This is a genomic window from Micromonospora sp. NPDC005291 (genome assembly GCF_040607415.1).
Lineage (GTDB): Bacteria > Actinomycetota > Actinomycetes > Mycobacteriales > Micromonosporaceae > Micromonospora.
On the sequence record NZ_JBEXGR010000006.1, the window covers coordinates 237650 to 261831 of the forward strand.

Here is a 24182-nt window from a genome sequence, read left to right on the forward strand (position 1 = left end):
GTGACCGTGGTCGGGCTGGACGCCGCCGGCGCACCGCCGCACCCCGCGCTCGCGCCGGTGCTGGCCGCCGCCGGGCTGGTCGTCGGGGCCGCCCGGCACCTGGCCGCGGTGCCCGTACCGGCCGGCACGGACACTGTCGCCCTCGGACCGCTCGCCCCCGCCCTGCACCGGCTGGCCGACGCCGTCGCCGCCGGGGTGCCGGCCGTGGTGCTGGCCAGCGGGGATCCCGGTCTGTTCGGCATCGTCCGGCGGTTGCGCGCGGCCGGGCTGCCGCTGCGGGTGGTGCCGGCGGTGTCCAGTGTGGCCGCCGCGTTCGCGCGCGCCGGGCTGCCCTGGGACGGTGCCGCCGTGGTCACCGCGCACGGGCGCGACCCGCGACCGGCCCTGAACGCCTGCCGGGCGTTGCCGCTGGTCGCGGTGCTCACCGCGCCCGGCGCGGGCGCGGCCGAGGTGGGCACCGGCCTGATCGGATGGTCCCGCCGCCTGCTGATCGCCGAGCACCTGGGCACCGACGCCGAACGGGTCCGCGAGGTGACCCCCGAGCAGGCCGCCGCTGAGACCTGGTCCGACCCACACGTCCTGCTCAGCCTCGCCGACGCCGAACCCGGTGGAATGCGCTCGGACAACCAGCCGGCTGCCGGGCCGGTCGGCGGTTGGGCGCTGCCGGAGACCCGGTACGCCCACCGCGACTCAATGATCACCAAGTCGGAGGTGCGCGCCCTCGTCGTCGCCTGGCTGCGACCCCGACTGGGCCGGCTGATCTGGGACGTCGGTGCGGGCAGCGGCTCGGTCGGCATCGAGTGCGCGTTGCTCGGCGCGGCGGTGCTCGCCGTCGAGCAGGACCCCCGGGCCGGCGCGACCATCCGGGCCAACGCCACCGCGCACGCCGTGGACGTCCGGCTCGTCACCGGGCGAGCTCCGGAGGCGCTGGCCGGCCTGCCCGAGCCGGACGCGGTCTTCGTCGGCGGTGGCGGCGGCGACGTCCTCGCCGCCGTGGTGGCCCGCCAGCCCGAGCGGGTGGTGCTCACCCTGGCCGCCCTGGACCGGGTCGCGCCGGCCGTGGGCCTGCTGCGCGCCGCCGGCTACACGGTCGAGGGCAGTCAGCTCTCCGCCGCCCGCCTCGCCGATCTGCCCGGCGGGTCGATCCGCCTCGCGGCCACCAACCCGGTGGTCGTCCTCACCGGGGAGCTCCCGTGCATGACCTGACCGTGACCCCCCGGATTGGTCTGGTGGCGGCCACCGCCGCCGGCCGACGGCACGCCCACACCGTCACCGCCGCGTGGCCGCACGCGCGGCTGATCGAGGGGGAGACCGTGGCCGACGCGCTGCGGAGCGCCTGGGCGGGGTGTGACGCGGTCGTCGCGTTCCTGGCCACCGGCGCGGCGGTGCGGATCCTCGCGCCGCTGCTTGCCGACAAGCGCAGCGACCCGGCCGTGGTGGTCGTCGACGAGGCTGCCCGGCACGCCGTGGCGCTGCTCGGCGGGCACGCTGGCGGCGGCAATGACCTCACCGAGCAGGTCGGCGCACTGCTGGACGCCCGACCGGTGATCACCACCGCCACCGACGCGGTCGGCCTGCCAGGGCTGGACACCCTCGGTTGGCCCGTGCAGGGCGCGGTCGCCGCGGTGTCCCGGGCCATCCTGGACGGCGAGCCGGTCCACCTGATCGCCGACGCACAGTGGCCGCTGCCCGCACTGCCACCGAACGTCCACACAGAGTCCACCGACACCGGCAACACCGTGGCCTACCGGCTGCTGGTCACCGACCGGGTGGTGCCGCTGGACGACCGGACCGCCGTGCTGCGCCCGCCGTCGCTGGTTGTCGGCGTGGGCGCGAGTCGGGGCGTACCCGCCGCCGAGGTGACCGAGCTGCTGCACCGGGTGCTGGCCGAGGCCGGCCTCAGCCCGGCGAGCCTGCGCTGCCTCGCCAGCGCCGACGTCAAGGCCGACGAGGCGGGCATCCTGAGCACCGCCGACGCGATCGGCGTACCCCTGGTGACCTGGCCGGCGACGCGGCTGGCGGCGGTCGACGTGCCGCACCCCAGCGAGGTGGTCCGCGCCGCGGTCGGCACGCCGAGCGTGGCGGAGGCCGCGGCGCTGCTCGGCCCGGCGGGTCAGGGCGACGCCACACTGCTGGTGGGAAAGACCGCCACGGCGATGGCCACCGTGGCGGTCGCCAGGCATGCGCCGCGCGGCCGGCTGGCCGTCGTGGGGCTCGGGCCGGGCGCCGCCGACCTGCGCACCCCCCGCGCGGTGGCCGAGCTGCGTCGGGCCGCCGTGGTGGTCGGCCTGGACCAGTACCTCGACCAGGTCCGCGACGTGCTCCGTCCGGGCACCCGGGTGCTCTCCAGTGGGCTGGGCGCGGAGGAGGCGCGGGCCCGCGCCGCCGTCGCCGAGGCCACCGCGGGCCGGGCCGTCGCGCTGGTCGGCTCCGGCGACGCCGGGGTGTACGCGATGGCCAGCCCCGCCCTGGAGTACGCCGACGAGCGGATCGATGTGGTGGGTGTGCCCGGGGTGACCGCCGCGCTGGCCGCCGGCGCGCTGCTCGGCGCCCCGCTCGGCCACGATCACGCCTACCTGAGCCTGTCCGATCTGCACACCCCGTGGGAGGTCATCGAGCGGCGGGTGACCGCAGCAGCCGAGGGGGACTTCGTGACGCTGTTCTACAACCCGCGCAGCCGGGCACGCGACTGGCAGCTCGGCAAGGCGCTCGGCATCCTCGCCGCGCACCGGCCACCGGACACCCCGATCGGTGTGGTGCGCAACGCCAGCCGCCCCGGTGAACGCGTGCACCTGGCGACCCTGGCCACCCTCGACCCGGCCGTGGTCGACATGTACAGCGTCGTCGTGGTCGGCAGCAGCGACACCAGGCTGATCGCCGGCCGGATGGTCACGCCCCGGGGGTACCGGTGGCGATCGTGACGATCGGTGCCTGCCAGGGCTGCGGCGCCTGCCTGCTCACCTGCCCCACGCACGCGATCCGGCCGGTCGCCGGCGGCCTGACGATCCGCGCCGACCGCTGCACCGGCTGCCTGGAGTGCCTGGAGATCTGCCCGGTCGACGCGATCCGCGTCGCCGAGCCCGACCCTTCTGGAGGAGCCCGATGAGCCGGGTGGTACATCCGATCGAGGTCGAGTCGTACCGCATCCTGCGCGAGCGGGTCGACCTGTCGCACCTGCCGCCGCTGAGCCGTGCGGTGACCGAGCGTGTGGTGCACGCCAGCGCCGACCTCGCGTACGTCGACGAGTTGGTCTGCGACGAGGCCGCGCTGGAATCGGGGCTGGCCGCGCTGCGCGGCGGCGTGCCGGTGGTCACCGACGTGGCGATGGTCGCCGCCGGCATCACCCGGGCCGGCCTGGAACTGGTCTGCCCGGTCGCCGAGCCGGTCGCCGCCGAACTGGGCCGCGCCGCCGGGATCACCCGGTCGGCGGCGGCCGTGCGGATCGCCCTGGCCCGGGTCGGCCCGAATGCGGTCTGGGTGGTCGGCTGCGCGCCCACCGCGCTTGTCGAACTGCTCACCCTGGACGCCGCGCCCGCGCTGGTCATCGGCCTGCCGGTCGGCTTCGTGGGTGCCGCCGAGTCGAAGGCGGCGCTGCGGGCCAGCGGCCTGCCCGCAGTGTCCAACGTGGGCGAGAAGGGTGGTTCGGCGGTCGCCGCCGCCGCCCTCAACGCCCTGCTCTACATCGAGGAGAAAGCATGACCGGATTGGTCATCGTCGGGCACGGTACGCGCAGCGCGGCCGGGGTCGACCAGTTCGCCGCTCTCGTCGAGCGGGTCCGTCGTCGCGCTGACATCGGTGACGTCGAGGGTGGCTTCATCGAGCTGTCCCGTCCGCCGCTGACCGACGCGGTCGGCGCGCTCGTCGCACGCGGGCAACGGGCGCTGGTGGCGTTGCCGCTGGTGCTCACCGCCGCCGGACACGGCAAGGGCGACATCCCCGCCGCGATGTTCCGGGAGCAGCAGCGCCACCCCGGGCTGAGCTACCGCTACGGGCGCCCGCTCGGCCCGCACCCGCTGCTGCACGACGCCCTCGAACAGCGCATCGACGCGGCGCTGGTCGGTGTCGACCACGCCGACGCGCCGGACCGGGCCGCCACGTGGATCGCGCTGATCGGCCGGGGCTCCACCGACCCGGACGCCAACGCCGAGGTCGCCAAGGTGGCCCGGCTGCTGTGGGAGGGGCGCGGCTACGCCGGCGTGGAGCCGGGGTTCATCAGCCTCGCGCAGCCGTCGGTGCCGGCGGTGCTGGAGCGGCTGCGTCGGCTCGGCGCGCGGCGGATCGTCGTGGCGCCGTACTTCCTCTTCGCCGGGGTGCTGCCCGACCGGATCGTCGCCCGGTCGGCGGAGTTCGCCGCCGCCCACCCCGAGCTGGACGTGCGGGTGGCCGACCTGATCGGCGACTGTGACGCCCTCGCCGACCTGGTGCTGGAGCGCTACGCCGAAGCGCTGGGCGGGGACATCCGGATGAACTGCGACACCTGCGCGTACCGGGTGTTGATGCCTGGCTTCGCCGACAAGGTGGGCCGCCCGCAACGCCCGCACGACCACCCCGACGACCCGGTCGGTCACCACCACCACCACGCACACGACCATGGTTCGGTCGCCCTGGTCGGCGGTGGGCCGGGGCCCGACGACCTGATCACGGTACGCGGAAAGGCCCTCCTCGACGCCGCGGACGTCGTGATGGTCGACCGGCTCGCCCCGCAGGGGTTGCTCAGCGGGCTGCGCCCCGACGTGCTGGTGGTCGACGCCGCCAAGGTGCCCCGCGGCCCGTCGATGGCCCAGGAGGCGATCAACGCGGCCCTCGTGTCACACGCCCGCGCTGGCCGGCGGGTGGTCCGGCTCAAGGGCGGCGACCCGTACGTCTTCGGTCGCGGTCACGAGGAGGTGCAGGCCTGCGTGGCGGCCGGTGTACCCGTGACGGTGGTCCCCGGGGTGAGCAGCGCCTTCGCCGCGCCCGCCCTCGCTGGCGTGCCGGTGACCCACCGGGGTGTGGCGCACGACGTCACCGTCGCCTCCGGGCACCTGCCACCCGGGCACCCCGACTCGCTTGTCGACTGGGCGGCGCTGGCCCGCACCAGGGGCACCGTCGTGCTGCTGATGGCCGTCGACACCATCGCCAAGATCGCGACTGTGCTGATCGAGCACGGCCGTGCCCCGGAGACCCCGGTGCTCGCCGTGCAGGACGCCGGGCAGCCCGACCAGCGGTCGGTGCCCGCCCGGCTGGACGAGATCGGCGCGTTGGCCGCCCGGGAGGGAATTCGTCCGCCCGCCGTCTTCGTCGTCGGCCCGGTGGCCGCCCTCACCACCACCGGGCCCACGGTCTGACGACTACTCGCTGCGGGCGGTCTCCGGCCCGGTGAGCCGTTCCAGCAGCGGCAGGGTGGAGGCGATGACACCGAGGCAGGCAGCCAACCCGACGACGACGATCACGTAGAAGCGCGGCTCCGGCGCGACCAGCGTGTAGCCCATCTGTGCCCGCAGGAACAGGTGCGCGGCGAGGAGGCCCATCCCGATGGCGACGGCGGCGACGGCGAGCATCGGCACGGCGCTCTCCAACGCGACCACCCGGCGCAGGACCCGCACCGGTGCGCCGCTGAGGCGCAGCAGGCTGAACGGGCGTCTGCGTTCGGTGAGACCGCCGATGACGCTGACCGCGAGGCTGCACCCGCCGAGCGCGAGGCTGGCGATGATGACGACGTTGGCCAGTTGTTCCCAGGCGCGCAGCGTGTTGGCGAATTCCGACTCGAAGTCGCCGGGCACGTTCGGCGCCACCCGAAAGGCCGGGAAGGCGGCCTCAAGGACGGTACGTGAGCGTTCGACGGCGGCTGCCGATCCGTCCGTGTCGACGACGATTGACATCACCGGCAGCTGTTGGAGGTTGCCGAGCGGAACCGACGCGGAGGGCCAGACCCGGGCGGACGACGCCGACTCCCGGAAGGGAACTAGGCCCGTCGCGACCTCGGCGACGATGGCGCCGTCGGCGCACCGGCCGTACGCGCTCGGGATCTCGGTGCACGCGATCACGCCGGGCTCGCTGGCGCTCTTCCAGTCCGGGTTCTCGCGCACCGCGGCTGCGGACCGCACGCCGGTGATCGAGCGCAGCTCGGTGAAGAGCGAGTCAGGCGCTGTCGGTGCATCCTCAGGAAGGTAGAGAGACACCTGTCCCGCCTCGGTAGAGCCGACCGGTGCCGGGCCGCGGTTGGCGACGATCGTGGTGATCACACCGACGGCCACGCTCGTCACGAAGAGCGAGAGCATGATGCCGCTGATCGCCCGGAAGCCGGCCTTCGGGTTGTCGGCGAGACGTCGCGCGGCGATGAGCGTCGCCGGGCGGTTGGCGTACCGGGCCATCACCCGGGCGCCGACCATCGTCAACCACGGGCCGGCGAAGACCAGGCCGGCCATGATGAGCAGCAGGCCGGGCAGGAACACCGCCGCCTGGCCGTCGGACGTCTCGGGCCGGAAGCCGATGGCGAAGAACAGCACGGCGACGCCGAGCACCATCGGGATCAGCCGGTACGCGCGCGGCGCGCGGGGGGTGACCCGCCGGGTGACGCCCAGCGGCGAGATCCGTACGCGGCGCAGCGAGACCTGGGCCGCCAGCGCCGCGCCGGCCGGGACGCCGAGCGCCACCAGCAGTATGTCCAGCACGCCCAGCGACATGTCGCTGGGGAAGAACGGCATGCCGGTGAACGGTATGCCCGCCATCGAGCCGCGCGACGCGTAGAACAGGCCGAAGCCGACGGCGGTGCCGGCGACGGCCGCGGCGGTCGCCTCCACGGCGGCGACCATCGAGATCTGCCGGGGTGTCGCGCCGACCAGGCGCATCGCGGCGAACCGCTGCTCCCGGCGGGCAGCGTTGAGCCGGGTGGCCGTGCCGATGAAGATCAGCACCGGAAAGAGCAGCCCTCCGGCGATCACACCCAGGATGAGGTTCACCGTGGTCTCGGGAAGCGCGGGAGTGTCGCCGACGCTGGTGATCTGCCGGACGAGGGGAAGTGCGGCGACCTCGTCCGGCGTGCCACCCATGATGACGAGCAGGGTGTCCGGGGATGTCAGCGCGGCTGGGCCGACGGTGCCGAGGTCGCGCCCCGGGTAGCGTTCGCCCAGTTGGTCTGCCGGGTGAGTGGCCAGCAGGTCGCGCATCGCGGGCGAGGCGTAGTAATCCCCGGGGCCAGGGATGGTCGGGATGCCGACCGGGGTGGGCGCGCGTTGTCCGTTGGGCGCCACGTCGATCCGGATGATCTGCTCGCCGTGGAAGTAGTCCTCCCGGGTCGACCACCACAGAGGATCGGCGTCGCCGACGGCCGAGGCGTTGGGATAGATCGATGCGTACCGGGTGAGCTGGGAGTTGACCGCGTTGACCCCGGCGAGGGTGGTCAGCAGCAGCCCGCTGCCGATCGCGACGGCGGCGGCGATGACGAGCAGGCGGGTGAGCGCCTCGCGGCCGCCGGCCACGGCGAGGCGGAGCCCGAAGGTGATCATGAGGCGATCCGGTCCGGCGCGTTCACGCGCCCGTCGCGGACCATGACCTCGCGGTCGGCGTACGCGGCGATCCTGGCCTCGTGGGTGACCAGGATGACCGTGGTGCCCTGCTCACGGGCGGCGCTGACCAGCAGATCCATGACCTGCTCGCCGGTGAGTGAGTCGAGCGCGCCGGTCGGCTCGTCGGCGAAGAGGATTTGCGGCTCGGCGACCAGCCCTCGGGCGAGGGCGACGCGTTGCGCCTGCCCGCCGGACAGCTCACCCGACCGGCGCTGCTCCATGCCGTCCAGGCCGAGGCGCTCGAACCAGGCGTACGCCCTGCGCAGTGCCTCCGTCCGGCGTACGCCGCTGAGCAGTAGCGGCAGGGCGACGTTCTCCGCCGCGGTGAGCTCGGGGACGAGCTGGCCGAACTGGAACACGAAGCCGAAGCGGTCGCGGCGCAGACTGCTACGCGCGGTCTCGGCCATGGTGTCGACCCGGGCCCCGTCGAAGAGGATCTCGCCGGAGTCGGGCACGAGGATGCCGGCCAGGCAGTGCAGCAGGGTGGACTTGCCCGAGCCGCTGGGGCCCATGATGGCGAGGATCTCGCCCGCGTCCACGGCGATGCTGGCGCCGCGCAACGCGGGCGTCCGGCCGAAGGAGAACTCCACATCGCGTGCCTCGATGACGACGCTCATGGCCGCACCGCCTTCCTCAGGGCGTCCAGCCGGGCGCCGGTCATCTCGATCCATCGGAGGTCCGCCTCCAGGTGGTACAGGCCGTGGTCCGCGAGCAACGCGTCGACGAGGCTGCCGGCGCGCTTGATCTCGGTGAGCTCGCGCATCCGCTGCAGGTGTGCGCTGCGCTGGGTGTCGAGGTACTCATCGGCGGGACGGTCGAGCATCAGCGCGAGCACGACCTTGGCGAAGAGCACCGTCTGCAGGTGCGGCTCGGGGTCGACCGGCTGGGTCAGCCACTGCTCGACGTCGGTCGCGCCCAGGTCGGTGATGACATAGCGCTTGCGGTCGGGGCCGGAGCCGGGCGCGACGTCGCTGATCACCACCTTGCCGTCGCGGGCCAGGCGGCTGAGGGTGGAGTAGACCTGGCCGAACGGCAGCGGCTTGCCCCGCCCGAAGAAGGCGTCGTAGTCGCGTTTCAGGTCGTACCCGTGGCTGGGCTCCCGTTCGAGGAGGCCGAGAAGGGTCAGTGGCACGCTCATGGGAGGAGACTACCCCGAGTGTATACCTCGCGTATATACCCTCCGTATCTTCCCGGCGGGCAGGTGGTCGCTCGATGTGGTCTCCGCAGGGTCAGCCGGTCAGGGCGTGGATCAGGGCATAGCCCGCAGTGGCGGCGGCGAGCCCGGCGGCCACGCTGCCCACCACGTTGGCCAACGCGAGGAGGCGACGGCCGCCCTTGGCGAGCCGCAGCGTCTCGTAGCTGAAGGTGGAGTAGGTGGTCAGCGCGCCGCAGAACCCGGTGCCGAGCAACGCGCTGACCGCCGGGCCGACCGGCCACCCGACGAGGACGCCGAGCAGCAGCGACCCGACCATGTTGACGGTGAGCGTGCCCCAGGGGAACGCCGATTCGTGCCGGGACTGCACGGCCCGGTCGGTGAGGTAGCGCAGGGGCGCGCCGACGGCCGCGCCCAGGGCGATGAGCAGGACGGTCATCGGGGCGCCCACAGTCGCAACAGCCCGGCGGCGCCGGCGTCGCCCAACCCGACCGCGACCAGCGCCCCGAGCACCGTGGCGGCCAGGTAGGCCAGCGCGGTGCCCGGGGCGCCCGCGACCAGCGCCTGCTGAACGTCCACAGCGTAGGTGGAGAAGGTGGTGAACCCGCCGAGCACCCCGACCCCGAGGAACGGGCGAACCAGCGGGCGCCCACCGCCGAGGTGCCCGAGCACCGCCATCAGGACGCCGATCAAGAGGCAGCCGAACAGGTTGATGCCGAACGTCGCCCAGGGGAAACCCGTCGGCGAATGTGGGACGGCGTGTTGCAGGCCAGCCCGGGCCAGCGCCCCGATCACCCCGCCGGCCGCGATGGTGGCGAGAATCGTCGCGGGGCGCGCGGTCAGCTCGCCCCGGTCGGCGGGGACGTGGAGGTCGACGTCGGGGTCGGTACGCGGCTCGAACGGCTCTGACACGGGTCCTTAGCGTACTGCTGCGACGGCGGCGTCCGGGCCGCCCCGCCACACCGTGCCGACCTCGGTGAACCCGGCGGTGGTGAGCGCGGCGAGGTGCCAGGAGGCCGGCGGGTTCCACTCGGGGCTGTGCCCGGTGGGGTAGATCGTGCGCCGCTGGGCGACGAGCGGGGCGAGTACGGGGTCGGCGCCGGCCCGCTCCCACCAGTCCGACCAGGACAGCACCGAGCCGGCGGCGTACCGGGCGTTGCGTCGGTCGCGTGCCCGGTCCAGCAGTCGCTTGGTGAGCTCCGGCAGGGTCTCGTCCGGCATGTGGTCGGCGTTGACGAAGACCCCGCCCGGTCGCAGCACGTCGCGCAGCTCGGCGTAGAGCTGGCTGAGCCGGTCGGCCGGCAGCCAGTGCAGGGCGGTGGCGGTGAGCACGGCGTCGTACTCGCGGTGGGGGAGTGCGGAGCTCCACTCGGGGGTGCCGAGGTCGGCCGTGACGATGGTGGCCCGGTCGGCCAGCGAGGCGCCGGCGATGGCGAGCAATGCCGGGTCGAGGTCCACCAGGGTCACCTCGGCGCCGGGGAAGCGCGCCAGCGTCCGCAGGGAGATGGTGCCGGTGCCACCGGCCAGATCGAGCAGGCGCGGCGGCCGAGCGTCGAGGACCGCGTCGACGGTGTCGAGCATGGCGGTGAACCGGTGTTCCCGGTCCGGCATGAAGGCCTCCTGCTGGCGGTCCCAGCTCTCCTGCCAGGCCCACGGATCAACGATGTAAGGACTCATAGCGATCAGGCTAGTTACAGCGAGAGTGCATTGTCCAGACCTTGTTGCACATAACTTGCAGTTGCGAGAAGATGGCAAAGCGATGATCGGGGTGACGCCGGGTCGGGCATCCGCCCGGCCCGGCGTCCTCATGTCAGCGGGGTCGGGCCGCCGTGTCGACCAGGTCCACCTCGGCCTTCGTCGGATCGCCGCGGCGGGCCAGTCGCAGTGCTCCGAAAGCTCACCCGTGCCGCCGCACTCTCCGGCAGCGCCACCACCCGCCTGGTCACCCGGCTCGAACAGCGTGGCCTGCTCACCCGCATCCTCTGCGCCGACGACCGGCGCGGCATCTACACCGAGCTGACCCCGGCCGGCTCCGAGCTGCTCGCCCACGCCCGACCCACCCACGACCGGGTGCTCACCGACGCGCTCGCCGAGGCGGCGGCCACCCCCGAGCTGGCCCCGCTGGTCGACGCCCTGCACCGGCTGCCGACCGCCCGCTGACCCGTCCGGCCCCTTCGCGGGGCTGCGCGCTGCGGCGTACGGTACCGGCAGCCGCGCCCGGGACCGTCGCGAGAAGGAGGCAGGCGATGCAGGACCGCACCCCTCGTCCGGAGGAGCTGGAGCCGATCGAGCGCGCCGGCATCGACGAGCTGCGCGCCCTGCAACTCGAACGGCTGCGCTGGTCGTTGCGGCACGCGTACGACAACGTGCCGCACTACCGCCGGGCGTTCGACGCGGCGGGGGTGCACCCCGACGGCTGCCGGGATCTCGACGACCTGGCCCGCTACCCGTTCACCGGTAAGGCGGAGCTGCGGGAGAACTACCCGTTCGGCATGTTCGCCGTACCCCGGGACCGGGTCGCTCGTCTGCATGCCTCCTCCGGCACCACGGGCCGACCGACCGTGGTCGGCTACACCCGCGACGACCTTCGGACCTGGGCCCGACTGATGGCCCGGTCCATCCGCGCCTCCGGCGGTCGTCCCGGCGACCGGGTGCACGTCGCGTACGGCTACGGGCTCTTCACCGGCGGGCTCGGCGCGCACTACGGGGCCGAGGAGCTGGGCTGCACGGTCATCCCGGTCTCCGGCGGCATGACCGAACGTCAGGTGATGCTGATCCGCGACTTCGAACCCGAGGTCATCATGGTCACGCCCAGCTACATGCTCGCCATCGTGGACGAGATGCAGCGGCAGGGTCTCGACCCGCGCGCCACCTCACTGCGGGTGGGCATCTTCGGGGCGGAGCCGTGGACCGAGGACATGCGTCGGGAGATGGAACACCGGCTGGACATCCACGCGGTCGACATCTACGGGCTCTCCGAGGTGATGGGCCCCGGCGTGGCCACCGAGTGCGTCGAGACCAAGGACGGGCTGCACCTCTGGGAGGACCACTTCTACCCGGAGATCATCGACCCGGTCACCGGGGTGGTCCTGCCCGATGGCGAACAGGGCGAGCTGGTGCTCACCTCGCTGACCAAGGAGGCGATGCCGGTCGTGCGCTACCGCACCCGCGACCTGACCCGGCTGCTGCCCGGCACCGCCCGCCCGATGCGCCGGATCGAGAAGATCACCGGCCGGACCGACGACATGATGATCGTGCGTGGGGTGAACGTCTTCCCCACCCAGATCGAGGAGCTGATCCTGCGGACCCCGCAGCTGTCGCCGCACTTCCAGTGCGTCCTGGACCGCCAGGGCCGACTGGACACCCTGACGGTGCGGGTGGAGCGGCGCGTCGGGGTCGCTGTGGACGAAGCCGAGCGGGCCGGCACGACCCTGGTCGAGCTGGTGAAGAACACCATCGGGGTGAGCGTGGCCGTCGACGTCCTCGCACCGGACGCGGTGGAGCGGTCGATGGGCAAGATGCGTCGCATCGTCGACCAGCGACCGGCCGCCTGAACGGCCGACCAAACCCGATCGTTGGCAGCTCAGCAGGGCTCCACCCGGCGTGTCGAGTCGCTCAGCCGCCAACGATCATCGGGCACCCCCGCATCGTCGCGGTCGACATAGGATCTCGCCATGCGCGTGCTGGTGGTCTCCGCCCCGCTGGTCGGGCACGTCTTCCCGCTGGTGCCGCTCGCCGTCGCACTGCGCGACGCCGGCCACGACGTGCTGCTGGCCACCGGAGGCGGTGGTCTGGCCGCCGCCGACGCCGGGTTGCCGGTGCACGACATCGCGCCGGGCTTCGACTTCGGTCGGATCGCGATGCGGGTCTTCCCCCGCCATCCGCTGATCGCGCGTGCCGAGATGGCCGGCACCGCCGGCACCCGGGGCGCCGGCCTGCTCTTCGGCGCGCTCAACGACCAGCTCACCGATCCGGTGGTCGCGCTGGCCACCCAGTGGCGGCCGGATCTGGTGCTGCACGAGCCGTTCGCGGTCGCCGGTGCGGTGGCTGCCGCGCGGCTCGACGTGCCCGCCGTACGACAGGAGAACGCACTGTTCGACGGGCGGGACCTGGTCCGCGCCACCACCGCCCGGCTCGGCGCGGCGCTGCGTCGGCACCGCCTGGCCGAGCTGCCACCGCCCGCCGCCGCCCTCGCCGTGGCCCCGCCCAGCGTGGCCAGCCAGGGCGGTTGGCCGATGCGGTACGACTCCTACGTGGGCGGCGGCGAGCTGCCGGCCTGGCTGCGCGAGCCGGGTGAGCGGCCCCGGATCCTGGTCACCCGCAGCACCCTGACCGGCCCCGGCGACCGGGGTCCGATGCCCGCCGTGGTGGCCGCCGCCGCACAGGTGGACGCTGAGATCGTGCTGGTTCGGCCCGATGAGCGGTCGGCTCGTTCGTTGCCCGGCAACGTGCGGGTGGTCGACTGGATCCCGCTCGACGAGGCGTTGCCGGCGAGCGCGGCGCTGGTTCACCACGGCGGGGCCGGCAGTGCGCTCGGCGCCCTCGCCGCCGGCCTGCCGCAGCTGGCCACCGTGGGCCCGGGGGACCGGCGGCACAACGCCGAGCTGGTGGCCCGCCGGGGCGCCGGTCTGGCGCTGCGCCCCCGCGACATCACCGGACAGACGCTGACCCAGCTGATCACCGACGATGGCCTCCGCACCGCTGCCGAGCAGGTCAGCCGGGAAATCGCCGCGATGCCGCCGCCGACCGACCTCGTCGCGCGGCTGGCGGCGCTGGTCTGACGTTCGCCCCGCGTGGCCACACCGGACCGACGCTCGGCTGCGGCAGGATGACCTGATGCGACACGTCGTGCTGTTCCACTCCGTGTACGGACTGCGGCCCGCCGTGCGCGCCGCCGCCGACCGGATGCGCGCCGCCGGGCACCGGGTCACCACCCCCGACCTGTACGGCGTCCCGGCCAGCGACACGGTCGAGGAGGGCTTCGCGCTGCTCGACAAGATCGGCCAGGAGGTGGTGCTCGACCGCGCCCGGGCAGCCTTGCGCGACCTGCCACCGGAGACGGTGCTCGCCGGCTTCTCGATGGGCGCCGGTGTGGCCGGTGCGCTGCTGGCCGAGCGCCCTGACTCCGCCGGTCTGCTCCTGCTGCACGGCACCGGTGGCGCACCGGACGCAGTCCGCGCCGGGCTGCCGGTGCAGCTGCACCTCGCCGACCCGGACCCGTACGACGCGCCGGACGAGGTCGACGAGTGGCAGCAGGCGATGACCGACGCAGGCGCCGACCTGACGGTCTTCCGCTATCCCGGCGTGGGGCACCTGTTCACCGACCCGGACCTGTCCGAGGCGGCCCCGGACGCGGCTGCGGAAGCCTGGCCGCGGGTGCTGGCCTTCCTGGCCTCCCGCTGAGCCTCGGAGCCGCCCGTTGATCCGCGAACAGCGGCGCTGCCCACCTCGGCGTCCGTGCCGTAGAGCGGCGGGGCGGCCCGGCCCCCAAGGGTGTGCGGCACCCCGTCAAGAATGTGGGGCATGGAGTTTCTGTGCTACCACCGCGACCGCCCCGGCTCGGCAGCGCTACGCGACGAGCTGCTCGACGAGCACTGGTCCTACATGGACCGGTACGCGGCGGAGATGATCGCCCGCGGCCCAACCTTCGTCGGCGACACGCCTACCGGCAGCGTGCACATCATCGACGTGCCCGATCCGGCCGCTGCTCGGACGTTCGCCTTCGATGAGCCGAACTACCAGGCCGGCGTGTACCGGGATGTGCTGCTGCGCCGGTGGCGCAACACGCTCGGCCGCACGATGTGGGACTTCCCGGGCGGCCGGACCGGCGGCGACCGGTACCTGGTGCTCGGCCTCGGCCTGGGCCAGCCCGCCGACCTGGACGTGCCGCCCGACTCGGACGAGCTGATCGCGTACGGGCCCCTGCTGTCCGACGACGGCGCCACCTGGCTCGGCACCGCCGCGCTGGTCCGGGCGCCAAACCCGGGCGCGGCGCGCGCCATCCTGACTCAGGATGGGTACGCCGACATCGAAGTGCACAACTGGCAGTTCGGTGGGCGGCCGTCCTGACCCGCTGCGATGACAGTCGCGCTCACCTCGTACAGCTCGGGCGAAACGCGGCGGTGCGCGCCCGGCCAGCCGCATTCGCCGGTTGATCCTCAGGCGGCGGCGGCCAGACCGTCCGTCCGGCGGATCAACGGCGGGCGGGGTGCGGCGAGCGCCGTGCCGGGTGGAGCGCCGACGCCGGACAGCGGGCCGCGTCCGGCTGACCCCGGCATGCCAGGCAGCGTGCGGATCGACGCTCGGGTTCGGTCGACGCGCGGGCGCCAGTGAGCGCCCGTGTTGGTCGACGGCACGCCCGTGTTGGTCGGCAGCGTGCCTGCGTTGGTCGGCGGCACGTCACCGGCCGACGCGACGGCTCGGAGCCGGTGGGAGGCCGGTGGACGGCTGACCCCGGGAGTCGGCGCGGCCTGTCGGGTGGCCATCGTCGGGATGGGGACGCGTTGGCGCAGCGGCAGTGGGCCGGGGGGACCGGCCGGCCGTGCCGAGGCCAGCGGTGCGAGGACGGCGTCGAGACGGCCTGCCCGGGAGCGAACGGAGTCGAGGCGCACAACCCCAGCGCGTCTCGCGGCCGGGCCGACATCCCCCGCGTGGTAGATGGCAGCACGAACGGCATCAGCGGGAACGGCACCAGCGCGAACGGCATCAGCGTGGTCGTCGCGCGGGACGGCGTCGGCGTGGACGGTGTCGAGGCGCGGGGTGTCGGTAGCTCGGCGGGCGAAGACGGCCCGCAGCGCGCGGGGCAACCGCTCCGCGGCGACCTGGCGCAGCGCGGGCGCGGCGAACACGTAGCCGCCGGCGCGGTGGGGGAGCAGCAGCCCGGCAACGACCAGCCCGCGTAGGGCCGGTGCCGACCGGCCGGCTGTCCAGCCGAGTGCCGTGTCGACGGCCGCGCCGTAGATCATGCCGTCGAGGGTGCCGGCGGCCATCAACACCGCCCGCCGCTCACCGTCGAGGTGGTCCAGTTCCGCGCCGACGGTCCGGCGTACCGCCTCGGGCAGCGCGAGCGTCACCGGGTCGGCACCGTCCACGACCGACGCGACGTACGCCGCCGCGTGCCCGGGCCGGCCCCCGACCAGCGGCAGCAGCCGGTCGACCAGGGCCACCGGTTGCCCGGCCCGGGTCAGCAGGTGGCGCAGCAGTCGCCCGGACTGCACCGTGGCCAGCGGTCCGATCGTCAGCCGCCGGGCCGGGCCGGGCCGGGTGTCGGCCCACTGCGGTTGGTGCAGGGTGACCACGGCCAGCGGCAGCCCGCGCGAGGTCGCCGCGCTGAACAGCGCGTGCAGGAACCGGCTCACCGCGGGCGCGGCCCGGTCCACGTCGTCGACGGCGACGATCAGCGGCTGGTGGGCGGCCAGGCGCAGCAGGACGTCCCGGAAGACCGCCGCGCCCGCCAGCGCCGCGGTCGAGTCGTCCGGGGTGGTCAGCAACCGCTGCAGCGCCGCAACCGCCGCCGTGACACGGGCCGGCGGAAACAGCGGCGTCAGGGCGGCGACCAGCCGGTCGCGGACCGCCGCCGGGCCGTCACCGTGGCGGGTGCCGGCGAGGCCGCGGAGCAGCTCCGCGACCGGTGCCAACACCTGATCGGGGTACGGCTGACAGGTCGCCACGCACCAGCACACCGGCAACTCGTCCACCGTGGTCAGCCCACGGGTCAGCTCGTGCAGCAGCCGGCTGCGGCCACTGCCGGTGGGGCCGACCAGGGAGACCCAGCGCGGGTTCTTCTCCCGGATGGCCAAGCTCAGCTGCTCGCGGATGGTGGCCAGTTCGCGGCGGCGACCGATCAGCGGGCCGTCGTGCCGGTCGGCACCGGGGCGCACCGGACCGACGGCGTGCCAGACCGGCACCGGCGGCACGCGGCCGGCGACCGACACCGGCGTCAGCTGCCGCTGGGTGATCAGGCCTGCGGTGGCTCGCGCGGTGGCCGCGCAGAGTGCGACGGCGCCGGGTGGGGCGTACTCCTGCAGGCGGGCCGCGGTAGTGATCACCGCGCCGCTGGCCACGCCGTGGCCGCCGCTGACGGCGCTGCCCACGTCGACCATCACCTCGCCGGTGGCGACACCGACCCGCACCCGCAGCTTGGCACCCCCGACCGTGGGGCGGCGGTCCAGCGCGGCCTGGATCTCCAGGCCGGCGCGGACCGCACGGTACGCGTCGAAGCCGTCGGAGTGCCGCGCGCCGAAGAGCGCCATCACGGCGTCGCCGACGTACTTCTCGACCACCCCCTGCCAGCGGTGCAGCACACCGGCGACCGTGTCGAAGTAGGCCCGCTGCAACGCTCGGACGTCCTCCGGATCGAGCCGGTCCACCAGCGCCGTGGAGCCGACGATGTCGGCGAAGAGCACCGTGACAGTGCGTCTCTCCTCCGGCACCGGCCAGCGCGGGTGTACGGTCCGCTGCACGTCGACGACGATGGTGGTCATGGGTATCCCACCGGCCCTTCTCCCCGCTGATGCCTGATGACATCCGGAGATTGGCACCACTGGGCTGACGGGGGATCTGCCGAACGACGTATGTCGGCCACCCGCAACCTTTAGTCGCAAAGTCGACGCGAGGAGTACCACAAGCGGCCGGTGGCCGTAGAACGGTGAGGGGACCTGTGATTAGGCTGCGTGCCATGGCCAGCGATGTGGACACCGCGCCGCTCGTGGGCCGGGCCGAGCTGATGCAGACGGTTCGGTCCGCTCTGCTCGGTGACGCCGCGCACGGGCAGACCGCCGCCGTCTTCCTGACCGGCGAGAGTGGCGTGGGCAAGACCCGCCTGTTGGGCGAGATCGGCGACCGGCTGCGCGATCAGGGTGCCGTGGTGCTCACCGGCAGCTGCCTGGACATCGGCGACGCCTCTCCGCTGCACCCGCTGCTGCAGGCGCTGCGCCGCTTCGACGCCGATGTCTCCACGTCGCACGCGCGCGCCTCGTCGGCGGTGCGTGGGCTGTTGCAGATGTTCGCCGACGAGACCGCCGGTCCGGACGGCGCGGGCGCGTTGCTGGAGCGGGTCTCCCGCGGGTTGCACCTGATCGCCGAGGGCAGACCGCTGGTGTTGATCCTCGACGACCTGCAGTGGGTCGACCGGAGCACCCGGCAGCTGCTGCTCTACCTGCTGGCCGGGCTCGGTGACCTCCAGCTCTCGGTGCTGGCCGCGGTGCGCGCCGAGTCGTTGCAGGGTGCGCACCCGCTGCGCCGGGTGCTCACCGAGCTGCGTCGGCTGCGGACGGTGCGGGTGCTCGACCTGGCAACACTGGGCCGGGCCGACACCGACAAGCTCGCCGCCGCGGTGGTCGGCCGGACGCTGTCCGTCGACGCCGCCGAGCAGGTGTGGCAGCGCAGCGGCGGCAACCCGTTCGTCATCGAGGAGCTGGCCCGCGACCTGCGCGACGGCCGCGACGGCCTGTCCGAGACGTTGCGGGAGATCTTCCTGGACCGGGTCGACGCGCTGCCCCAGCACGCGCACGCGGTGGTGCACGCGGTGGCCGCCGGCGTCGAGCCGGTGCAGCACTGGCTGCTGGCCCAGGTGCTGCGGTTGCCGGAGGACGAGCTGATCGACGCGGCCCGCGCCGCGGTGGCGCACCGGCTGCTGGTCGGCGCCGACGACGGTTACCGGCTACGGCACCGCCTCGTGGCCGAGGTGCTGGCGCACGAGCTGCTGCCCGCCGAGCGCTCCGGGCTGCACCGCCGCTACGCCGAGGCGCTGACCGCGGCGCCGGGTGAGCTGCACCAGGCCCGGCTGGCGCACCACTGGCGGCTGGCCGGTGAGCCGGCGCGCGCGTTGCCGGCGGCGGTGGCCGCCGCGCAGGAGGCCGAGCGGCTGCACGGTTACGCCGAGGCGCACCGGCACTGGTCGGCGGCGTTGCAGCTGGCCACCGACCCCGGCCCGCTGACGGTGGACCGGGTTGAGCTGCTCGAGAACGCCGCCGAGGCGGCCCACCACTGTGGAGAGCACGCCCGCGCGTTGGCCCTGCTGGAAGAGCTGGCCGCGCTGCGGGGCGGCGAGCCGAGCTGCGCGCTGCACATCCGCCGGGCCCGTTACCTGGCCGCCGCCGGTCGCTCGGCGCTGGCCGAGGAGGAATACCAGCGGGCCCTGGAGGCGGCGGACTGCTCCCCGCGCGACCGGGCCGCCGCCGCCGCGCGCCTGGCCGAGCTGCTGCTGCACCTGGGCCGGTACGCCGACGCCGGTCAGCGGGCTCGGGAGGCGTTGTCGCTGGCCGAGAACGTGGAGGGTTCCGCCACCGAGGTCGTGTTGGCCAGCTCGGCGCTGGGCTTCAGCGACGCCTGTCTGGAAGACCCGGACGCCGGCCTGGCGGTCATGCGCGACGCCCTCGACACCGCCGAGCGCGCCGGCCAGCCCGAGGACGTGGCCTGCGCGTACCTGCACCTCGCGGAGCTGCTGACCGGGCCACTGAACATCCTCGAAGAGGGCGTGGTGGTGGCCCGGCGGGGTGCCGACCGGGTGACCGAGCTGGGGCTGGGCCGCACCTGGGGCACCCGACTGCTGGCCGTCGCCATCAACGGGCTGTTCCGGGTGGGTCAGTGGGCCGAGGCGGAGAAGGTGGTCGCCGCCGCCCTTCGGCACCGACCGTCCGGTGCGGACGCCGTCGAGTTGCTGCTCGCCCGGTGTCGGCTCTCGGTGGGCTACGGCGACATCGAGGCCGCCAGTCGGGACCTCGACGCGGTGGCGACCCTGCTCGCCGGCGGCGGGGCGCGACACGTCATTCCGCTGCTCACCCTGCGCTCCGGGCTGGCCATGTGGGAGGGCCGGCACGACGTGGCACGGCTGGCGGTGCAGCGCGGCCTCACCGAGAGCCGCTCCGACGACGTGATGATCCTGTCCGCTCTGGTCTGGCACGGCCTGCGCGCCGAGGCGGAGGCGCACGCCAGCCGCACCGTGGCCGTGGACCCGACGGCGGTACGACGGCTGCGGGACGTCGCCGAGCGGGTGTCCCGCAAGAGCGCCGGTGCGGCCCGACCGGTGCGGTCGGTGGTGGAGGGATTCCTGGCACTCTGCGCCGCCGAGGTGAGCCGCCTCGACGGCAGCGACCCGGAGCTGTGGGCCGCGTCGGTCGCCGAGTGGGACCGCCGTCACCACCCCTACCCGGCGGCGTACTCGCGACTGCGGCAGGCCGAGGCGTTGCTGGCTCGTCGCAGCCGGGTGGCCACCGCCGGCAAGCTGCTGCGTGAGGCGTACCGGGTGGCGCAGGGGTTGGGTGCGGTGCCGTTGACCTCGGAGATCCGCGAGCTAGCCGGGCGGGCCCGGGTGTCGCTGGACGAGAGCGAAACCGCCGGCGGTACGCGGGGCGTACCCGCCGAGGCGGCCGACGACGAGTTGACGGCGCTCACCGCACGGGAGCGGGAAGTGCTCGCGCTGGTCGCCGAGGGGCTGACCAACAAGGAGATCGGGCAGCGGCTGTTCATCAGCGAGCGGACCATCGGGGTCCACGTGTCGCACATCTTCGACAAGCTCCAGGTCCGTACCCGGGTCCAGGCCAGCGCGATTCAGTTGCGCAACCAGCGCGCCTGACCGGCCGCTCCGTCAGCCGGCGCGTGTGCGCGCCGGGATACGTCGTTCTACTGATCCGCCGAGCGGGTGTCGGCTGAGAGGCTGAGCCGCGTCGACGACGGCGCGGGGGTGTCGCAGACCACCATGGAGGAGAGATGACCGAACCGGTCTGGGGGCCCGTGCACCGGGATATCGTCGACCTGCTCGCCGACCATCCCGCGGACGTGCCGGCCGTGGTCGATCACCTCACCAAGCTCCAGGACCTGCTGGTGCGGCTGCCTCCGTTGGAGGACAGTTGCCCGCTGGCCGACTTCAACAGGCTCTACCTGACCATCACCAGCAGTGTCCTGGACGGGTTGTACGACGACCGGTTCGTCGACCCGGCCTTCCTCTCGCGGCTCGACGTCGAGTTCGCCGCGAGGTATTTCGACGCGATGCGCCTGTGGACCGACTCCAGCCCGGGCACACCGAAGGCGTGGTCGTGTCTCTTCGAGCGAATGCGGGGGCCGGACGCCCGTCCGCTGCCCTCCGCGGCGGCCGGGGTGAACGCACACATCAATTTCGACCTGCCGTTCGCGTTGGTGACCACGTTCGACCACCTGGAGTCGGAGCCGGTCGACGGCAGCGACCAGCACCACGACTACCTCGAGATCAACAAGATCTTCGCGGACAAGATCCCGGGCCTGCGCCGCGGCTACCTGGAGCGGTGGCAGCTGCTCATCGACATGCTCAACGGTGACATCGACGACTGGTACCAGGGGGAACTGGTCGAGTACACCCGCGATGTCGCCTGGCGTAACGCACAGAAGATCTGGCGGTGCCGGCACGACCCGGACGCCCGCGAGTGTGAGCGCACGCGGTTGGACGACAACGCCGCGGCGCTCGGCCGGCTGCTGCTCTCGCCCCTGGGGGCGTTCCTGCAGTAGTCGGGACGGGGGGTCCCCGCGCTCCGCCCCGTGGGGGGCGGCGGAGCGCGGGGACGCGTCCCACCAGTTCCGCCCACCCCGTGTGGTCCGCCCGAGGTTTGGTCGGCCCCGGGGGGTACAGCCGGTCGGCCCCGGGGGGTGTCGACCGTCTGCCACCGTCGGCCGGCCCGGGGGGTGCCGGCCGGCGGTGGGGGAGGGTGTCGGGGCCGTGCCGACGATGAGGCGTTGCGGGGGTGTCGGCGGGCTCGTACGGGGTACGCCCGCGCCATGACCGTCCTGGCCCGGCGCCGGCCCGCCGCCCGACCCCGGCCCGCGCGGCCCGGCCCGCTGCGGCCGGGTGGCCCGGTGCCGCGACCCACCGCCCGGCCCGGTGCGCGATGACCGGCGCCGCGACGCGGTTCCCGTTCCGCTTCGACCCGGTGTTCCGCCCGATGTTGGCGCTGCTGGGGGTCCGCCCGGCGACGGCCTGGGTCGCCGTCACCGACCGGGATCTGCTGATCCGGTACGGGCCGTGGCGGCTGCGGACCGACCGGGGCAACGTGTCGGCTGTCGAGCTGAGCGGCCCGTACCGCTGGTGGCGGGTGATCGGGCCACACCTGTCGCTGGCCGACGGTGGCGCGAGCTTCGGCAGCAGCACCGCCGGCGGGATCTGCCTGCGCTTCGGCGTACCGGTGCCGGCCCTGGTGCCCGGCGGGCGGCCACGACACCCGGCGGTCACGGTGACCGTCGCCGATCCGCCCGGCCTGGCCCGGTTGCTCGCCGTTCCGGACCTGTCCTGAGCAGCCCGTCCACGTGCCCGGTTCCGCCTGCCGGGCCTCTGGCCACCGCCTACCGTCGGATCAGGACCTGTGAGGGTGGGACTGGCGATGGGTGACGAGCACCGGGCGAAACCGCGACGCTGGAGCGGACGCCGCCACGCGCCAACCGGGCCGGACCCGGCGCTGCGGGCAGCCCGCGACCCTGCCCGCCCGCACCGGGGCGGCCGGCAGGGTGTCGTGGTGCCCGAACGCGTGGCCACCCCGACCCGGTCGGCGCCGCCAGCCAGCCCACTGCGCCGCTGGCTCTTCCAGCACCAGGTGCAGCCGCCGGGCCCGGAGGCGACCGAGGGGCAGAACCGCAGGCACGCCTGGTGGCAGGTGATGTGCCTGACCGGCGTGGACTATTTCTCCACCCTGTCGTACCTGCCGGGCATCGCGGCGGTGGCGGCCGGTGTGCTCTCCCCGCTGGCGACTCTGTTGATCGTCGCGCTCACCCTGTTCGGCATGCTGCCGATGTACCGACGGGTGGCCCACGAGAGCCCGCACGGGCAGGGCTCGGTGGCGATGCTGGAGCGGCTGCTGCCGTTCTGGCGGGGCAAGATCTTCGTACTCGTGCTGCTCGGCTTCGTGGCCACCTCCTGGATCATCACGATCACCCTCTCCTCGGCCGACGCCACCGTGCACCTGATGGAGAACCCGTACGTGCCGGACACCCTGCACCGCCCCCTGGTCCCGGTCGTGGCCACCGTGGTGCTGCTGCTCATCCTCGGCGGGGTGTTCCTGCTCGGCTTCCGCGAGGCGGTGGTCGTGGCCATCCCGCTGGTCGCGGTCTTCCTGGCGCTCAACGCGGTGATCGTCGTGGTGTCGGTGGTCCGGATCGCTGGCGACCCGGCCATCGTGTCGGACTGGACCGCCGCGTTGACCACGACCGGCGGCGGGCCGGGCCGCGTGCTGCTCACCGCCGTGCTGGCGTTTCCGCTGCTGGTGCTGGGGCTGTCCGGTTTCGAGACCGGGGTCAGCATGATGCCCCTGGTCGCGGCCGACGGGCCGGACAAGCAGGCCCGGCTTGCCGCCCGGATCCGCAACACGCGTCGGCTGCTCACCACCGCCGCGCTGATCATGTCGGTGTACCTGATCTCGACGACCTTCGTCACGACGGTGCTCATCCCAACGGAGGAGTTCCGACCGGGCGGCGCCGCGAACGGTCGGGCGCTGGCGTTCCTGGCGCACACCTACCTGGGTGAGGTGTTCGGCACCGTCTACGACGTGAGCAGCGTGCTCATCCTCTGGTTCGCTGGCGCCTCGGCGATGGCCGGGCTGATCAACATCGTGCCGCGCTACCTGCCCTCGTACGGCATGGCCCCGGAGTGGGCGCGGGCGGTGCGCCCGGTCGTGATCGTCTACACCGTGGTCAGCGTCGCCATCACGATCGCCTTCCGGGCCGACGTCAACGCTCAGGCCGGGGCGTACGCCACCGGCATCCTGGCGATGATGGTCTCCGGTGCGGTGGCGGTGACGATCTCCGCGGCCCGCCGCCACCGGCGCGCCGCCGCGATCGGCTTCACCGTGCTGACCCTGGTGCTGCTGTACGCGCTGCTGGAGAACGTCATCGAGCAGCCGGACGGGATCACCATCTCCGCGCTGTTCATCCTCGGCATCATCGTGGTGTCGTTGGTCTCCCGGGTCACCCGGACCACCGAGCTACGCGCCGAGCGGATCGAGTTCGACGAGTCGGCCCGTCGGTTCATCACCGAGTCACTGGCTCACGACGGGCAGCTGCACCTGATCGCGAACAAGCGGCAGAACGGCTCCGTGAAGGAGTACACGCTCAAGGAGCGCGCGCAGCGTGGGATGAATCCAGTGCCCGGGGCCGCGGACGTGCTGTTCCTGGAGATCGAGGTGGTCGACCCGTCGGAGTTCAGTCAGGTGCTGCGAGTGCACGGGATCGAGGTGGGTGGCTTCCGGGTGCTGCGGGCCAGCAGCCCGGCCGCGCCCAACGCGATCGCCGCGATCCTGCTGGCACTGCGTGACGCCACCGGCGTCCGGCCGCACGCGCACTTCGAGTGGTCGGAGGGAAGCCCGATCGCGCACCTGGCGCGCTATCTCATCCTCGGTCGCGGCGACACCCCGCCGGTGGTACGGGAGATCATCCGCCGGACCGAGCGGGACCCGCTGCGTCGTCCCGGTATCCACGTCGGGGGGTGATCGGACACCGGTTGACGGGTTTTGAAGATGAATAGGGGC

At 73.7% G+C, this 24182-nt stretch carries 20 protein-coding genes and 1 pseudogene; 14 read left to right on the forward strand and 7 right to left on the reverse strand.

Translation table 11 applies throughout. From position 1 onward, the window contains the following. The 5 genes and pseudogenes from cbiE to cobA all read left to right on the forward strand — a co-directional run. Positions 1–1206 (forward strand): annotated as a pseudogene (cbiE, locus tag ABZT18_RS11585) (precorrin-6y C5,15-methyltransferase (decarboxylating) subunit CbiE); the annotation flags it as partial. Further along, positions 1194–2921, forward strand: coding sequence for a precorrin-3B C(17)-methyltransferase (gene cobJ / locus ABZT18_RS11590; protein WP_355251172.1), 1728 nt, complete (start codon positions 1194–1196; stop codon positions 2919–2921). The pseudogene cbiE and the gene cobJ, both read left to right, overlap by 13 nt. Next, positions 2909–3106 carry a 4Fe-4S binding protein gene (locus tag ABZT18_RS11595; RefSeq protein ID WP_355251175.1) on the forward strand — a complete coding sequence of 66 codons (198 nt, stop codon included), beginning with the start codon at positions 2909–2911 and terminating at the stop codon, positions 3104–3106. Before cobJ ends, ABZT18_RS11595 begins: the two co-directional genes overlap by 13 nt. Then, the gene (locus ABZT18_RS11600) at positions 3103–3699 is read left to right on the forward strand and encodes a precorrin-8X methylmutase (protein ID WP_355251178.1); all 597 of its coding nucleotides are present in this window, start codon (positions 3103–3105) and stop codon (positions 3697–3699) included. Before ABZT18_RS11595 ends, ABZT18_RS11600 begins: the two co-directional genes overlap by 4 nt. Then, a complete protein-coding gene (gene cobA, locus ABZT18_RS11605; protein WP_355251181.1) occupies positions 3696–5327 on the forward strand; it encodes a uroporphyrinogen-III C-methyltransferase in 1632 nt (543 codons plus the stop codon). Before ABZT18_RS11600 ends, cobA begins: the two co-directional genes overlap by 4 nt. Before the next feature lie 3 nt (positions 5328–5330). Here cobA and ABZT18_RS11610 read toward each other — a convergent pair whose 3' ends face one another. The 6 genes from ABZT18_RS11610 to ABZT18_RS11635 all read right to left on the reverse strand — a co-directional run bounded on the left by ABZT18_RS11610 (position 5331) and on the right by ABZT18_RS11635 (position 10377). Continuing rightward, positions 5331–7487, reverse strand: coding sequence for an FtsX-like permease family protein (locus ABZT18_RS11610; protein WP_355251184.1), 2157 nt, complete (start codon positions 7485–7487; stop codon positions 5331–5333). Then, positions 7484–8164, reverse strand: coding sequence for an ABC transporter ATP-binding protein (locus ABZT18_RS11615; RefSeq protein WP_355251187.1), 681 nt, complete (start codon positions 8162–8164; stop codon positions 7484–7486). Before ABZT18_RS11615 ends, ABZT18_RS11610 begins: the two co-directional genes overlap by 4 nt. Beyond that, entirely contained in the window at positions 8161–8685 is a 525-nt protein-coding gene (locus tag ABZT18_RS11620) for a PadR family transcriptional regulator (protein WP_354994171.1), read from the reverse strand. Before ABZT18_RS11620 ends, ABZT18_RS11615 begins: the two co-directional genes overlap by 4 nt. A gap of 91 nt (positions 8686–8776) precedes the next feature. After that, complete coding sequence (gene crcB, locus ABZT18_RS11625; RefSeq protein WP_354994170.1) at positions 8777–9139, reverse strand: fluoride efflux transporter CrcB; 363 nt, start codon at positions 9137–9139, stop codon at positions 8777–8779. Beyond that, positions 9136–9612, reverse strand: coding sequence for a CrcB family protein (locus ABZT18_RS11630; RefSeq protein WP_354994169.1), 477 nt, complete (start codon positions 9610–9612; stop codon positions 9136–9138). Before ABZT18_RS11630 ends, crcB begins: the two co-directional genes overlap by 4 nt. 6 nt (positions 9613–9618) lie before the next feature. Then, on the reverse strand, positions 9619–10377 hold the full coding sequence (locus ABZT18_RS11635; RefSeq protein WP_354994168.1) for a class I SAM-dependent methyltransferase: 759 nt from the start codon (positions 10375–10377) through the stop codon (positions 9619–9621). A 207-nt stretch (positions 10378–10584) separates the two neighbouring features. Here ABZT18_RS11635 and ABZT18_RS11640 point away from each other — a divergent pair, with 207 nt between their 5' ends. From ABZT18_RS11640 to ABZT18_RS11660, 5 genes are all read left to right on the forward strand, one after another. Next, on the forward strand, positions 10585–10860 hold the full coding sequence (locus ABZT18_RS11640; RefSeq protein ID WP_354994167.1) for a MarR family transcriptional regulator: 276 nt from the start codon (positions 10585–10587) through the stop codon (positions 10858–10860). Between the two features lie 86 nt (positions 10861–10946). After that, complete coding sequence (paaK, locus tag ABZT18_RS11645; RefSeq protein ID WP_354994166.1) at positions 10947–12254, forward strand: phenylacetate--CoA ligase PaaK; 1308 nt, start codon at positions 10947–10949, stop codon at positions 12252–12254. Between the two features lie 120 nt (positions 12255–12374). Continuing rightward, complete coding sequence (locus ABZT18_RS11650) at positions 12375–13481, forward strand: nucleotide disphospho-sugar-binding domain-containing protein (protein ID WP_354994165.1); 1107 nt, start codon at positions 12375–12377, stop codon at positions 13479–13481. Between the two features lie 55 nt (positions 13482–13536). After that, on the forward strand, positions 13537–14103 hold the full coding sequence (locus tag ABZT18_RS11655) for a dienelactone hydrolase family protein (protein ID WP_354994164.1): 567 nt from the start codon (positions 13537–13539) through the stop codon (positions 14101–14103). Between the two features lie 120 nt (positions 14104–14223). After that, the gene (locus ABZT18_RS11660; RefSeq protein ID WP_354994163.1) at positions 14224–14769 is read left to right on the forward strand and encodes a YciI family protein; all 546 of its coding nucleotides are present in this window, start codon (positions 14224–14226) and stop codon (positions 14767–14769) included. A gap of 89 nt (positions 14770–14858) precedes the next feature. Here the strand turns inward: ABZT18_RS11660 and ABZT18_RS11665 are convergent, their stop codons facing one another. Further along, positions 14859–17183: an adenylate/guanylate cyclase domain-containing protein gene (locus ABZT18_RS11665; RefSeq protein ID WP_354994162.1), complete on the reverse strand. Its 2325-nt coding sequence runs from the start codon at positions 17181–17183 to the stop codon at positions 14859–14861. Positions 17184–17377: 194 nt separating this feature from the next. On the opposite strand from ABZT18_RS11665, the gene ABZT18_RS11670 reads away from it, so the two are divergent. The 4 genes from ABZT18_RS11670 to ABZT18_RS11685 all read left to right on the forward strand — a co-directional run bounded on the left by ABZT18_RS11670 (position 17378) and on the right by ABZT18_RS11685 (position 24143). Continuing rightward, a complete protein-coding gene (locus ABZT18_RS11670; RefSeq protein WP_354994161.1) occupies positions 17378–20275 on the forward strand; it encodes an AAA family ATPase in 2898 nt (965 codons plus the stop codon). Between the two features lie 134 nt (positions 20276–20409). Then, positions 20410–21180, forward strand: a complete 771-nt coding sequence (locus tag ABZT18_RS11675) for a DUF5995 family protein (RefSeq protein WP_354994160.1) — start codon at positions 20410–20412, stop codon at positions 21178–21180. A 377-nt stretch (positions 21181–21557) separates the two neighbouring features. Next, the gene (locus ABZT18_RS11680) at positions 21558–21959 is read left to right on the forward strand and encodes a hypothetical protein (protein WP_354994159.1); all 402 of its coding nucleotides are present in this window, start codon (positions 21558–21560) and stop codon (positions 21957–21959) included. Positions 21960–22046: 87 nt separating this feature from the next. Next, on the forward strand, positions 22047–24143 hold the full coding sequence (locus tag ABZT18_RS11685; RefSeq protein ID WP_354994158.1) for an amino acid transporter: 2097 nt from the start codon (positions 22047–22049) through the stop codon (positions 24141–24143). Positions 24144–24182: the final 39 nt, after the last annotated feature.

Excerpts from the sequence above, each read along its gene's own strand:
- ABZT18_RS11675 (WP_354994160.1), top strand. The coding sequence starts at position 20,410 with ATGACCGAACCGGTCTGGGGGCCCGTGCACCGGGATATCGTCGACCTG.
- ABZT18_RS11600 (WP_355251178.1), top strand. The coding sequence starts at position 3,103 with ATGAGCCGGGTGGTACATCCGATCGAGGTCGAGTCGTACCGCATCCTG.
- cobA (WP_355251181.1), top strand. The coding sequence starts at position 3,696 with ATGACCGGATTGGTCATCGTCGGGCACGGTACGCGCAGCGCGGCCGGG.
- ABZT18_RS11660 (WP_354994163.1), top strand. The coding sequence starts at position 14,224 with ATGGAGTTTCTGTGCTACCACCGCGACCGCCCCGGCTCGGCAGCGCTA.
- paaK (WP_354994166.1), top strand. The coding sequence starts at position 10,947 with ATGCAGGACCGCACCCCTCGTCCGGAGGAGCTGGAGCCGATCGAGCGC.
- ABZT18_RS11665 (WP_354994162.1), bottom strand. The coding sequence starts at position 17,183 with ATGACCACCATCGTCGTCGACGTGCAGCGGACCGTACACCCGCGCTGG.
- crcB (WP_354994170.1), bottom strand. The coding sequence starts at position 9,139 with ATGACCGTCCTGCTCATCGCCCTGGGCGCGGCCGTCGGCGCGCCCCTG.
- ABZT18_RS11670 (WP_354994161.1), top strand. The coding sequence starts at position 17,378 with ATGGCCAGCGATGTGGACACCGCGCCGCTCGTGGGCCGGGCCGAGCTG.
- ABZT18_RS11620 (WP_354994171.1), bottom strand. The coding sequence starts at position 8,685 with ATGAGCGTGCCACTGACCCTTCTCGGCCTCCTCGAACGGGAGCCCAGC.
- ABZT18_RS11650 (WP_354994165.1), top strand. The coding sequence starts at position 12,375 with ATGCGCGTGCTGGTGGTCTCCGCCCCGCTGGTCGGGCACGTCTTCCCG.
- ABZT18_RS11635 (WP_354994168.1), bottom strand. The coding sequence starts at position 10,377 with ATGAGTCCTTACATCGTTGATCCGTGGGCCTGGCAGGAGAGCTGGGAC.
- ABZT18_RS11610 (WP_355251184.1), bottom strand. The coding sequence starts at position 7,487 with ATGATCACCTTCGGGCTCCGCCTCGCCGTGGCCGGCGGCCGCGAGGCG.
- ABZT18_RS11615 (WP_355251187.1), bottom strand. The coding sequence starts at position 8,164 with ATGAGCGTCGTCATCGAGGCACGCGATGTGGAGTTCTCCTTCGGCCGG.
- ABZT18_RS11655 (WP_354994164.1), top strand. The coding sequence starts at position 13,537 with ATGCGACACGTCGTGCTGTTCCACTCCGTGTACGGACTGCGGCCCGCC.
- ABZT18_RS11680 (WP_354994159.1), top strand. The coding sequence starts at position 21,558 with ATGACCGGCGCCGCGACGCGGTTCCCGTTCCGCTTCGACCCGGTGTTC.
- ABZT18_RS11685 (WP_354994158.1), top strand. The coding sequence starts at position 22,047 with ATGGGTGACGAGCACCGGGCGAAACCGCGACGCTGGAGCGGACGCCGC.